General features: G+C 43.9%; 9 protein-coding genes, 1 pseudogene and 3 riboswitches. Of the genes and pseudogenes, 1 reads left to right on the forward strand and 9 read right to left on the reverse strand.

All coding sequences use genetic code 11. The features are described from left to right. Positions 1-309: 309 nt before the first annotated feature. From B3S86_RS00205 to B3S86_RS00220, 5 genes are all read right to left on the reverse strand, one after another. Positions 310-1,230, reverse strand: a complete 921-nt coding sequence (locus B3S86_RS00205) for a proline dehydrogenase family protein (protein WP_290747889.1) — start codon at positions 1,228-1,230, stop codon at positions 310-312. Between the two features lie 75 nt (positions 1,231-1,305). Further along, complete coding sequence (locus B3S86_RS00210; RefSeq protein WP_052019119.1) at positions 1,306-2,661, reverse strand: NCS2 family permease; 1,356 nt, start codon at positions 2,659-2,661, stop codon at positions 1,306-1,308. A gap of 84 nt (positions 2,662-2,745) precedes the next feature. Continuing rightward, positions 2,746-2,847: riboswitch (purine riboswitch) on the reverse strand. A 183-nt stretch (positions 2,848-3,030) separates the two neighbouring features. Next, positions 3,031-4,035: a DUF2382 domain-containing protein gene (locus tag B3S86_RS00215; RefSeq protein WP_290747891.1), complete on the reverse strand. Its 1,005-nt coding sequence runs from the start codon at positions 4,033-4,035 to the stop codon at positions 3,031-3,033. A gap of 279 nt (positions 4,036-4,314) precedes the next feature. Beyond that, a riboswitch (purine riboswitch) is annotated at positions 4,315-4,416 on the reverse strand. A gap of 398 nt (positions 4,417-4,814) precedes the next feature. Beyond that, positions 4,815-4,880, reverse strand: coding sequence for a hypothetical protein (locus B3S86_RS15375; RefSeq protein ID WP_414651160.1), 66 nt, complete (start codon positions 4,878-4,880; stop codon positions 4,815-4,817). 166 nt (positions 4,881-5,046) lie between these two features. Next, positions 5,047-6,099 carry a hypothetical protein gene (locus tag B3S86_RS00220; RefSeq protein ID WP_290747893.1) on the reverse strand — a complete coding sequence of 351 codons (1,053 nt, stop codon included), beginning with the start codon at positions 6,097-6,099 and terminating at the stop codon, positions 5,047-5,049. Between the two features lie 239 nt (positions 6,100-6,338). On the opposite strand from B3S86_RS00220, the pseudogene B3S86_RS00225 reads away from it, so the two are divergent. After that, positions 6,339-6,447, forward strand: a pseudogene (locus tag B3S86_RS00225) (transposase); the annotation flags it as partial. Between the two features lie 246 nt (positions 6,448-6,693). Here B3S86_RS00225 and guaA read toward each other — a convergent pair. From guaA to B3S86_RS00245, 4 genes are all read right to left on the reverse strand, one after another. Beyond that, entirely contained in the window at positions 6,694-8,214 is a 1,521-nt protein-coding gene (guaA, locus tag B3S86_RS00230; protein ID WP_052019142.1) for a glutamine-hydrolyzing GMP synthase, read from the reverse strand. A 129-nt stretch (positions 8,215-8,343) separates the two neighbouring features. Then, positions 8,344-8,445, reverse strand: a riboswitch (purine riboswitch). A gap of 40 nt (positions 8,446-8,485) precedes the next feature. Then, positions 8,486-10,558, reverse strand: coding sequence for a transglutaminaseTgpA domain-containing protein (locus B3S86_RS00235; protein WP_035410940.1), 2,073 nt, complete (start codon positions 10,556-10,558; stop codon positions 8,486-8,488). Then, positions 10,555-11,637 carry a DUF58 domain-containing protein gene (locus B3S86_RS00240; protein ID WP_035410944.1) on the reverse strand — a complete coding sequence of 361 codons (1,083 nt, stop codon included), beginning with the start codon at positions 11,635-11,637 and terminating at the stop codon, positions 10,555-10,557. The genes B3S86_RS00235 and B3S86_RS00240 overlap by 4 nt, the downstream gene beginning before the upstream one ends. Next, positions 11,634-12,590 (reverse strand): AAA family ATPase, encoded by a 957-nt coding sequence (locus tag B3S86_RS00245; protein ID WP_035410946.1) that lies wholly within the window; start codon positions 12,588-12,590, stop codon positions 11,634-11,636. Before B3S86_RS00245 ends, B3S86_RS00240 begins: the two co-directional genes overlap by 4 nt. Positions 12,591-12,711: the final 121 nt, after the last annotated feature.

A 12,711-nucleotide genomic window follows, 5' to 3' on the forward strand; every position in this document is an offset into this window, starting at 1 on the left:
TTGCTCGTTGTGTGACCGAAGCCACGATTGACGAAGCTTGCGCTTCATTCGTTTTTGTATTCCGTAGAATACGATTTTTGCCTCATCGTTCAGTTTTCAAAGTTCGTCTGCCGCCTTAGCGACTTTAATAGATTAACAGGTTGTTTTGTTTATGTCAACCATGCTTTTTAAAAAACTTTTCAGCCCCAACGAACCGTTTATAAAAGGCGTCTCGCTGGAACATTTATTAATATAACAACAAAATTCGACAAACACAAGCATTATTTTAAAAAAACTTTGCAAAGAGTTTAAATCCTCTTCGCAAAGTCTTTACCTTCTTAACATGGCGCCTACTATAAACGCGATATTCGCTGGGCGTTCTGCTAGCCGTCTCATCAAATACGTATACCAGTCCAAACCATGCGGAACGTAGATGACGACACGATAACCTTGTCGAACTAACTCTTGTTGTCGTTTTGGTCGCATGCCTTGAAGCATTTGAAATTCAAACCGTGATGGATCAATTTGTTTCATTTGAGTAAAGTCAATGATTTGCTGAATAACTTGTTCATCATGTGTCGCGATTTGCGTGTAGTTGCCTTCTAACAAATTAATCTTTACTAATTGAAGGTACGTCTCATCGACGGTCTTTTTAGGTTGAATATAGGTTTCATCGTCTCCATCGTATGCGCCTTTGACGACACGTACTGTTGCCTGAAGACGTTCTAGATCAAAACGACTGCGGTATACATTTGCCTGTAATGCAATTCCGACGTTCGGATATCGTTCATGCACGCGTTCAAATATTTGCACAATCGACTCAACCATCGTTGCTTCTTCCATGTTGACTGTCACACGCATATTTCTCTGATCAGCAACCTCTGCAATACGACTCAACTGTTGATAGGCGATATCTGGATCAATCCTTAATCCGATTGAAGTAAGTTTTAAAGATACTTGTGCATCTAGATCATATGCTTTGATTTGTCCGATGACTTTGATGCATTCGTTCGCAATCTCTACCGCGTCTTGTTCAGTCTCGATGAATTCGCCTAAACAATCTACTGTCGCCGCTCGTCCATCTTGATTGAACTGTTTGACTGTGTCGAGTGTCTCTTCCGCGCCCTGCCCTCCGACGAACAATGTTCCACCAAGTGGTAACCCGACTTTTCTGGCTAATTGAATCAGTAACTTATTCTCAGCCAAGTACTCGAATACAGGTCCAGTAATCTGCTGTAACATCTGAATCATCCTCTCTCTTCTCCCTTACCCTCTCCCTAACAAAAAAACGTCTTTCTTCTATATAGAAGAAAGACGCAGTTTGAATTAGTGTAACCAGATGAAGTAACCGAGGAATCCAAGTGATAATACGTACATGATTGGGTGTACGTCCTTTGCTCGTCCTTTTGCGATCATCGTGACCGGGTAGAAGAGGAAACCGAATGCAATCCCTGTTGCGATTGAATACGTTAATGGCATCATGATGACGGTCAAGAAAGCCGGAACCGCATACTCGAATTTTTTCCAATCGATTTGAAGCAATGAAGCTGCCATCAATACACCGACGATGATCAATGCGGGAGCTGTGACCGGTGCAGTGATGATCGCGAGTAACGGTGAGAAGAATAAAGCGAGACCGAAGAACAATGCTGTAACGATGGCTGTCATCCCTGAACGACCGCCTGCTGCGACTCCAGCACTGGATTCAACGTATGAAACCGTCGTCGATGTTCCGAGAATCGAACCGGCTACGGTTGCTGTTGAGTCAGCGATTAATGCGCGACCTGCGCGTGGTACTTTATTTTCTTTAATTAAACCCGCTTGGTTTGCTACCGCAACCAACGTGCCCGCCGTATCAAAGAAATCAACGAAGAAGAAAGTCAGGATGACGATCATCATTTGGACCGTGAAGATTTCATTAAAGTGAAGAAATGCCTGTCCGAAGGTCGGTGCAATACTTGGTGGTGCTGAAACGATTTCACCAAAACTAGTCGGAACTGGAATTAATCCGAAAATCATTCCGGCAATGGCTGTTATAATCATTCCGAAGAAAATCGCGCCTTTGACACCGCGTGTCATCAAGACAGCTGATACGACAAGACCGAATACTGCGAGAAGTGTTGTTCCCTTGCTTAGGTCACCGAGCGAAACAAGTGTTGCTTCGTTCGCGACAACTAAACCACCTGTTTTCAAGCCGATAAAGGCGATGAACAAACCGATACCTGCTGCGACTGCCATTTTCAACGGCTCTGGAATCGCATTGATGATCACTTCACGAATGCCTGAAGCCGTTAATACCATGAAGACGAGACCTGAGACGAGAACGCCCGAAAGTGCAGTTTGCCATGGAATACCCATGCCAATGACGACACTATATGCGAAGAAGGCGTTTAAACCCATACCCGGTGCAAGCGCAATTGGATAATTCGCAAATACTCCCATTGTGATGGAACCGATGATTGCGACGAGCGCTGTAGCACCGAATACCGCTCCCGCATCCATGCCTGCCTCTGCTAATGTGTTCGGGTTGACGAATAAGATGTACGCCATCGCGAAGAACGTCGTCATGCCGGCGATGAACTCTGTACGCATGTTCGTACCAAGCCCATTGAAATCAAAGAAACGCGCAATCGCATTTTCTTTTGCTTTCGGTTGGTGTGGCTGTTTCAATTGTGTGCTCATGATTGCCTTCCTTCCAAATAAGCCGTCTCCTTGAAAACAAAAAACGGCCCTTACCTAAGCGGTAAAAGCCGTTTCAATAAGCGCACGATGTTGCGTGTGCGCCGTAGTAGGAACCTTTACGGTGTTCCTGTAGAGACTTCCGGGCCCTATCCCCAGAATTATACGGCATTATTTATGTTTTTTTAGTGGTATGAAAAATAAGAACAGACACATCGTAGCATGCTCAAATTCACGGGTCAACCATAAAAACGAAATTTAACCACTTATTTTATCCGAACGTTCGGTTTTGTAAGCGTTATTTTTGAGTTGTCTTTAATTTGCAGTAAAAAAGGAGATAGCTGATCGCTATCTCCCTCTTAGTTTGGTCCATTACAGTCGTTTATGATCGTCACGGTCTACGTCCGTTCTCGTATCCGTACCTTCATCAATATCTGCTTCCTCGCGTCGTACCGTTTCAGATACAGTTTCTGTATCTCGCACTTTACGTTTTCCAACAACAATTTCTTCAGAGACTACATCTTCTTTTGATACTACTACCTTTTCTTCTGAAAGCGGTACGTGGATGGAGTCGTTCTCATCTACAAAAGCATCTGTTCCCGACGCATTATGATCCACTTTACGCCGTTCCACATAAACTTCTTCCCTCTCTACCGGCACCTCGATCGATTGTTGATCTTCGACTACGTGTTTACTGACGTTTACTTCCCCTGTTTGCACTCTTTCTTTATCTACATTTAACCGTTCTTCATGCAGGCGAAGGCGTTCTTCTTCTGTATCACTGTTCGTTTCAGTAACGCCAGTCCGATCTGCACCAGACCGATCGACCCCTGGAGTATCGTCATAGTCTTGGCTTCGGTCTGCACTTAAAGCGTTGTCGTAGCCTTGGTCTCGATCTGTGCGGGAAAGAGAGCCGTTATCAGAGAGATGGTCGTTGTGATCCCGATTTGCTTCGACTCCCGTGCGATCATATTGATTATCGTTTACTCCAGAAGTTTGGTTGTAGCTTTGACTATGCTTTTCGTAAGAATCGCCATAGTCGCTGTCTACATATAAAACCAGCTTGCCACTTTCTACCTGACGACGGTATTCTTCTGATTCATCATGCGATAAGCCCATTCCGCGGAATGCTTCCGTAGAAGAGTCGTCTGAAAAGGCAGCCATGAATTTCCCCATAAATCCTTGGTGCTCTTGTTCACCGGCAGTATCTACATTGACGTTTGTCTGATTCTCTACCATGGAGAAGGAATGTTTATCTTGAGCCACGACATACATATCTCTTTCGTCATATCCCTGCGCTTTCAATTCGTTTACTTTACTCAGTACTTCCGCTTGGGTATTAAATACTTGGATAAATGTATCTTCTTTTCTCGTCATGATCTCTTCCTCCTTTTTAATAAATGCCACAAAAAATAATATTTAGCTCTTGAAAATCAATCTTATATGCCAACAGTTTGAATTTCCCCTACTTTTTTTCTGATTAAACCTGATTTTTTTGTACATCTTTTTTAATTATTGAAGGCTTTTTGGAATGTATTGATCCTGTTTACTAGAGCATGTTCATTATTAAAATTTTTCCTGTTTAAAACGTTTTAGTCATGCTACGCAACAAGAAAAGACCCTTACCTAAGAAGTAAAAGCCGTTTCAATAAAGGTACGATGTTGTATGTGAGCCATAGTAGGAATCATTACGGTGTTCCTGTAAAGTCTTTCAAACCCTGTCCCCGGAATTATACGATAATATTTTTTATTGATATGAAAAACAAAGACAGCCACATCATAGCATGGTCAAATTTATGACTAAACCATAATCTAGTCGATCGACTTCAGCTCATGCCCAATCTATTATGAGAGCGTGCATCCTATCCGTTTAATGATTTATTATATATTCCAGTAAAAACTAACAAAACATCTCGATACATCTTAATTGAATCTCTCGAATAAATTGATTTTGTCTAATGTCATCCAACAGTTCGATGCGATTGGTTACGAAAAAAGCTCACTTCCATTCACAAATAATGTGAACAAAAGAGAGCTTCATTTTGAAATCGAATTATCGAATTGTTGAAGGTGAAACAGACTTCATTTCACCTATCCCCTTTAACACATTGATAGGACAGGCTTCATGAGACGAATTTTCTCAGCAAGTCTAGTTCTTATTCCCACTCAATCGCTGAAGGTGGTTTCGACGTCACATCGTACAGGACACGGTTAACGAGTATAAAAACTTTGTTATATCGAGGTTTTCAATCCTGTTTTAATTTTTTCGAAAATTTAAAAAATCTAATTTTTCACGATAATTCTACATTTCAACAAAACAAGCAGTCTATTGATTCACAAATGCAATATATTACTTTTAGTACATGTTTGATATATAGTACGGAAGCATTATGTATTGTCTATATTGTCGTTTATATACATTTTCAAATCGCCAACTACTTCCATCGCTAATCGAGCAACCTCTACCAAAAGCGATTCGAAAGCTACTAGATAATCTTGTGCATCAGTCGCTAAGTCATCTTTTATTTCATATGCACTTTGAACAAATTCTTGCACATATTCATCCAGTACATCTTCAGTCATATATATAATATTCTCTTCCATTTTTTCTTGAATAAATTCATTTTCATCAAAATTTACAAGTTCAATTATTTTCGGATCTATTTCATAGTTATCTATTAAGTCTCGAAGATGAGTGATGTTTTCAATTAATCGAAGTTGTTCTGAAGTTAAATTTTCTTCAGAAACGTCATTTTCAATTTCTTTGATTGAATCATTTGTAGCAATAAAAAAATCAATTTTGAAATTATTAAATGCATCTATAACATTTATATCTAAACTCATATCAGTTCCCAAATAGTACTCTCCTTGTTCCCTACCTTGAAAGTCCCATACACCCCAAATATCTTCATGTATCACTGTTATAAGTTCTTCAAGTTCTCTTGCTAAAAATATTAACGGGAAGATATTATATGCATAATATGGTTCTGATACACTTTCGATTTCTTCTTCAATAATACTTTTTATTTGATTAATCATATTTTCATCTTGAAAAATCACCCCTGCTTCAAAATTATTTGCTGACTCAGAAGAATAATTTGCTGAACCAACATAAGCTATGTTGTTGGTCATTATAATTTTTGAGTGATTATCAAAAACGAACATACTTTGAAATTTTGCATTAAAATTTTCGGGATCCAACTTGTCTTTATAATTATCAATTTGGACTTTTGCTCTAGTTTTTGCCCATTCATAGTAGTATTGGTCAAATCTACTCGGAATGTTAGTATACAATTTAATTTCTGTATCAGGTGGGCATTCATTTATCTTTTCCAAAAGCGATTCATCATCTTTAGATATGTTATATGTCACAATATAAATATACTCTGCACTCTGAAAGTCTTCTAATACCTCACTATAACCAAGTTCATCTCTAGTCATAACGAACTTACACCTTCCGTAACCTGATTCTCTTCTCACTTTGAAATCACCATCCCTTAGCTTTATTGAAATCATATCACTTATTGCAAGTAATTATAAAATATAAGAAAAAAATAACCATTCTCAGTCGAAGGTATTCTCACATGGAAAACAACGTATATTTAAGCGAAGTGAAACGGGTAATTGTCAAGGACAAACGGAGTGGTGAGTTGATGAAAAAATAGATCATGGAGAAATAGGGAATCAAAAACAAACCGCAGATCAAGACGTGGATGAGATGGTACCAATCTAATGAACTCTATCGATTTGATCAACCAATTGGAAAACAATATACCTATGGACAAGGTTCTGATTTTGCGAGTGAGAAAAACAAGAGAATACGACAAATGTCTCACCTGAAGATTGAGGAAGAAATCTTTAAAAAGTACTTTGGTCACAAAAAAGCCCCCTTCCATTCACAAATAATGTGAACAAAAGAGAGCTTCATTTTGAAATAGAGTTGTTGAAGGTGAAACAGACTTCCTTTCACCTGTCCCCTTTAAAACGTTGATACCACAAGCTTCATGAGACGAATCGTCTCAGTAAGCCCAGTACTTACTCCCACTCAATCGTTGAAGGTGGTTTCGACGTCACATCGTACAGGACGCGGTTAACATTCTGGACTTCGTTGACGATTCGAACCGAGATCTTCTCAAGCACGTCCCATGGGATACGTGCCCAGTCTGAAGTCATCCCGTCAATTGACGTAACAGCGCGGATTCCGACAGCATAGTCGTATGTCCGCTCATCGCCCATGACACCAACCGAACGGATTGGAGGAAGGACTGTGAAGTACTGCCAGATTTCGCGCTCGAGTCCAGCTTTTTTAATCTCATCACGAAGAATGAAATCAGATTCGCGAACGATTTCGAGTTTCTCATCTGTGATTTCACCAAGGACACGAATCCCGAGACCTGGTCCTGGGAACGGCTGACGCCAGACGATTTCATCAGAAAGACCAAGTTCTTTCCCGAGTTCACGGACTTCATCCTTGAACAACGTGTTGATCGGTTCGATCAATTCAAACTGCATGTCTTCCGGCAGTCCACCGACGTTGTGGTGTGATTTGATTGTTTGTGCCGTATCCGTACCACTCTCGATGATATCCGTATAGAGTGTACCTTGTGCAAGGAAGTCCATATCCGTCAGCTTCGAAGCTTCTTCATCGAAGACATAGACGAACTCGTTGCCGATGATTTTACGTTTTTGCTCCGGATCCGAAATACCACGGAGTTTATCGAGGAAACGATCCTGAGCATCAATCTTGATGACGTTCATGTGGAAGTGATCCGCGAATGTCTTCATGACGCTTTCCGCTTCTCCCTTACGCAGTAAACCGTGATCGACGAACATACATGTCAATTGATCACCGATTGCTTTGTGGATCAAGGCTGCGACGACAGACGAGTCGACACCACCTGAAAGGGCACAAAGAACTTTTTTATCGCCGACTTGTTCTTGGATCTTCGCTACTTCGATTTCGATGAAGTTCTCCATTGACCAGTCGCCTGCACATTTACAGACTTCAAAGAGGAAGTTCTTGAGCAATTCTTTTCCAAAGACCGTATGGTTTACTTCTGGGTGATACTGCACACCATACATTTTCAACTCTTCGTTCTTGATCGAAGCGATTGGACATGACACGTTCGTCCCATCAATAACGAATCCGTTTGGCACAGATGTGACGAGGTCACTGTGACTCATCCAGACCGTTTGTTCTAGCGGTAAGTTCGCATACATCGGTGACGGGTCTTGTAACGTCAATGTGGCTTTTCCATATTCACGATGTCCCGCACGTTCCACTGTTCCGCCGAAATGTTGTGACATGAGCTGCATGCCGTAACAGATTCCGAAGATTGGAATACCGAGGTCGAAGATTTCCGGGTCACACCGGTACGCATCCTCCGCGTAGACGCTACGTGGACCACCTGAGAAGATGATACCAGCAGGTGCGATTTCTTTTACTTCAGCTGCAGTGATTTTATGCGAATGCAATTCACTGTAGACACCAAGGTCCCGAATACGACGTGTGATCAATTGATTGTACTGTCCTCCAAAATCGAGGACGAGAATCATTTCCTGGTCCAAATGTGCTTCCAAATCTGTTCCCGCCTTTCTGATTTCATGCGTACCCTATGAAAAAAGCCCGCTCTTCGCCCATGGATAAAATGGAAAAAGAGCAGGCCGCTTCACAAAAAAATGTATACGAAGGGTCTGCTCCTTCATAGTCAGGTCGTTTAAGGTGACCCGGTAGAGACTCTCGCGCCATATTCGCGAGTATATACAAAGGAGATTGCATGTGTGTGATTTACGTTGTTCCCATTGTACCTGTATCGTTTCGTAAATATCAACCCTCTACATGACGAATGATATTTTCGAAATATTCACGTTTTTTATCAGCCGATAATGATTCTCCACCATAAACCATCCGCTCGTAAGCATCCGTCAACGGTCGCATCGCGTACGTCTCGTAGTACCCATCGACTTCGTGAGCAAGTTCCGCAAGCGTCCGACCATCTTGATAATGGAATCCTTTTTTATCAAGACGCCGCAAGAGATACCGATACATCCGTCGGAATCCTTCCGGTCGTTCAATCTGTCTCCGGAAGAAGAGAATCGCAAGCGTCCGAATAATCGGTTTTCTGAACAAGTAGAGGAACAAGAGAGCAAGTGCCGTCAGGAAGATTGGCCAAAATGGAATTGACTTCTGCTCCGTCTGTCCGGCGCTAGTCGTCTGTTCTTCATCGAGAAGATTTTCTTGAGGACGATTTGGCGTCGTTGTCTCCGTATTATCTTCTGTCTCACGTTGCGGATTTGCTTGTTCCGTCTCGTTGTTCGTTTCCCGATCGATCGTGTATTGTCCTGCTCCATCGAAACTGACTGTCGGTTCAAGCGGTACCCAGCCTGGTCCTTCAATGTAAACTTCGACCCACGAATGGGCATTTTTATTGCGTACTGTATAACTCGTCACGGCAGCTCCGATGACGTCGGATTCGCCCCCCGTGAATCCTTTCACCCAGCGTGCGGGTAACCCAGCTGCCCGAAGTAATACAGTGGCTGATGTCGAGAAGTTATCACAGTATCCGAGTTTCGTCTCGAACAGGAACTGATCGACGTAATCCTGATTTTCTTTCGGTACAGCAACATCTTCTGTATTGTATTCAAAGTTTTCTTCTTCGAAATAATTTTCAATCGCCCGTGCTTTGTCCCATGGTGTCTCCTCACCCTCGACGATTTGTTCCGCTAAATCACGAACTCGTTGCGGTAAACCTTCCGGCAGTTGGAGATACCGCTCCGTTTCATTCTCAGATAAATTGACGGGTTCATCTGTCTGGAGCTGTTCTTCCGTAAAGAGTGGGTACGAATAGTCGATTCGATAGTTCCGTTGACGATCCGCCTCGTCGAGATACGAAATTTTTTGATTCTCGGGGTCAACCAACACATTTTGTCGTTGTTGATTCACTTCGACCCGTACATTGTCACCATTATATGGCACGAATGGTAATTCACGCGCCATTTCAAATGTTGCTGTCTCTTCGCGGGTCTTGACCTCTGTACCGAAGGTCGAGAAAAAACCACGTCCATCGATTTCAGGGTTTGACTTCGATAAGACCCAGCCTTTACCAGTATAGATGTCTTTCGTCTCGACTCGCCAGTAGCGGTTCCCTTCACTTTCGACTTGGAAGACTTCCCGGTCGTCCATTTGGAATGGTCCTCCGAGTTGCTCATCGTTGTTACCGTATCCGACCTTTTGAATCGCATTTGTCGGCTCCCCTTCCCCTTCAAGATCAGACGTCAAATCATACCAACTGTCTTGCCATGTCGCATTGATGACAGGACTTTGGACAGCAGCGACGATAACAGCCCCCATGATGAATAAGGCACTTAGTGGGCGTACGTAGGAAGCACGCGGTCGTTCATTGACCTCCGTCGCATACAGCAATACCAAAGACAAGATGATCGGATAAAGAATGAACGTCTCTCCCGAGTAATCCGTCCAGGTATCGCAATAGGCGATGAACCCGATGACTCCGAAGGCAAGTCCGAAGACGAACCCACGATTCGGGAACGTCCGGCGCGCGAGATAAGCGATCAAGAAACTGATCAAACCAATCGACAGCGCAAAGGCTGGTCGTCCCGGTAATTCACCATTGATGACACTTCGAATATCCGAGCTGATTTCCGTAAAAATTCCCCACGGTGCAGAACCCGGTGTCAAAATCAAGTAGAACGACAATAGTAGCCCCGCGAGACTGCCAAGTAAGAAGTAACGTCGCGCGAGATGCGATAACAGTAAAGGCAGGAACAGCATCGGTAAGAAGGACCAAAGATGCTCGAATGTAGTCAGTTCGAGAAGTGGTGGCATGAAACAAGTCAAAAGGGCTGCTGCGATGGCGTTCCAGATTAATCGTCGTATCATCGCACTCCCCTCCGTTCTGGTGTATAGACATGAACGGTGGCTTCTTGATTAATCTTCGAAATCCATAGTTCATTGTTTGATTCAAGATCCGGTGTGATAAAGAGGACATTCCCGCTCAATCGAAGCGCCTTGGACGAGTACTCCCATGACTCGATGAACGTCCGCGTCCGACTCGGTTGCGCCGTCATCAGGTAATGCGTCAGTTTCGCTCCTTCAAGTGGTAACGACAATGATTGAACGGCATGCCCGACGAGATGGATCCGATAGCTCAGTCGTCGTTTGTTCAACTGATCCGTCGTTTCTGCGAGCATCGAGATGACACGTTCGAAGGCTTCACCCGCCTCCGTTCCCTCATCAAAGACGATCGTCGTCTCCCGTTCTTGCTCTCGTTCGAACGTCTTCGTCATCAACCCTTGGCGTTTCGCTGTCGCTTTCCAGTCAATCTGATTCATCCGATCCCCACTGACGTATTCCCGGACCCCGACGACGGTAAAGGACGACTGGCGAAGATCAAGTGACACCGGTGAGATCCCGCCATCGCCACGGTCTTCCTCATGGGGAAGCTGAACGGCAAGGCGCGCTGGTTCAATCGCAAGATACGTCTCGACCGGAAACATCCGCTTCCGCTTGAATAACCCGAATGGATCCGTGATTTCGACGATACAGCCTGGAATCTGATACACCCCTCGACGAATCGATGGTATCGTGTAATCGATTTGCTCCGTCTTCCGGTAATGGGCTCGGAGTGGACGGCTGATATCGAGTTTTTCTTCACTGAGTTCGTTCGGAATCACCTCCGTCACTTCGACGGCTCCGACGAGAAACGGAAAACGTCGACGAACCCGTAAGGAAACCGGGATATCGGTTCCAGCAACGAGCATCTTGTTCGATACTTCGCGCGTCGCAAGTGCCTGCGTGACGGGCCAAACGAGGAAGAGCGTCCAGTAGACGGTCAGACCAGCCATGACGTAAAACAGCAAGGAAGCGACATTTCCGCCATCAACGCGCGCATATGCCCATAAGGCTGCCGTCGTCAAAAGTAATACAGCGTAACGCCAACCAATTTGCCACTTCGTCATAGGGACTCCACGTCTTGTTGGATCGGTACAGCAACCTCTTTTTTGATCTGTTCTAAAATCCGTTCCGACGATTGACCGTGATAACGCGCATCCGCTGTCAAAATCAGGCGGTGTGACAGGACTGGAATCAAGAGATGTTTAACATCATCCGGCAAAACGAAACTGCGTCCTTCCATGTACGCCCACGCTTGCGCGACCTTCATCAAGGCGATCGAAGAACGAGGACTCGCGCCGAGGTAGAGTGACCCATTCGTCCGTGTCGCTTGAACGAGATGGACGATATATTTTTTGACAGGCTGTGAGACATGGACGTTCTTGACGTCTTCTTTCATTTGGAGCAATTGCTCGCGACCAATTACAGCTTCGAGTGTTTCGATTGGTTCATCCCGTTCAAAACGCGTGAGCAACTTCATTTCTTGCTGGAAATCAGGATAACCCATTTTGACTTTGACGAGAAAACGGTCGAGTTGTGCTTCTGGTAACGGATACGTTCCTTCATGTTCAATCGGGTTTTGTGTCGCCATGACGAAAAAAGGATTCGGAAGCGTATGAATCTCACCATCGACGGTGACGTTCGCTTCCGCCATTCCCTCGAGTAAGGCAGATTGAGTTTTTGGTGATGTTCGGTTGATCTCATCGGCTAAGACGATGTTTCCCATTAAAGGACCCGGTCTATATTCGAACTGGCTTGTTTTCTGATTATACATCGATACACCCGTCAAATCTGACGGAAGTAGGTCTGGCGTGAACTGAACACGTTTGAAGGTCAACCCGATCGATCGGCTGAACGCACGGACGAGCATCGTCTTCCCGACTCCCGGTACGTCTTCTAATAGAACGTGACCGCCCGCTAGTAATGCTGCCAATGATTGTGTGATGACATCTTCCTTACCGATGATGACTTTCTCTACGTTGTCGATAATCGCTTGAATCTCCTTAGTGTATGTTCGCATTGTCAGGCCCCTTGCTCTCATAGTAGTTGAATTTTCTGACTTTTTATATCATCTCATATTCCGCTATACTTTTAAAGAAATACGAGCAGTTTCAAGCACGTGAAAAAGGGGGAACGCCGTA

It is taken from the genome of Exiguobacterium sp. UBA3968, assembly GCF_002385115.1.
GTDB lineage: Bacteria > Bacillota > Bacilli > Exiguobacteriales > Exiguobacteriaceae > Exiguobacterium_A.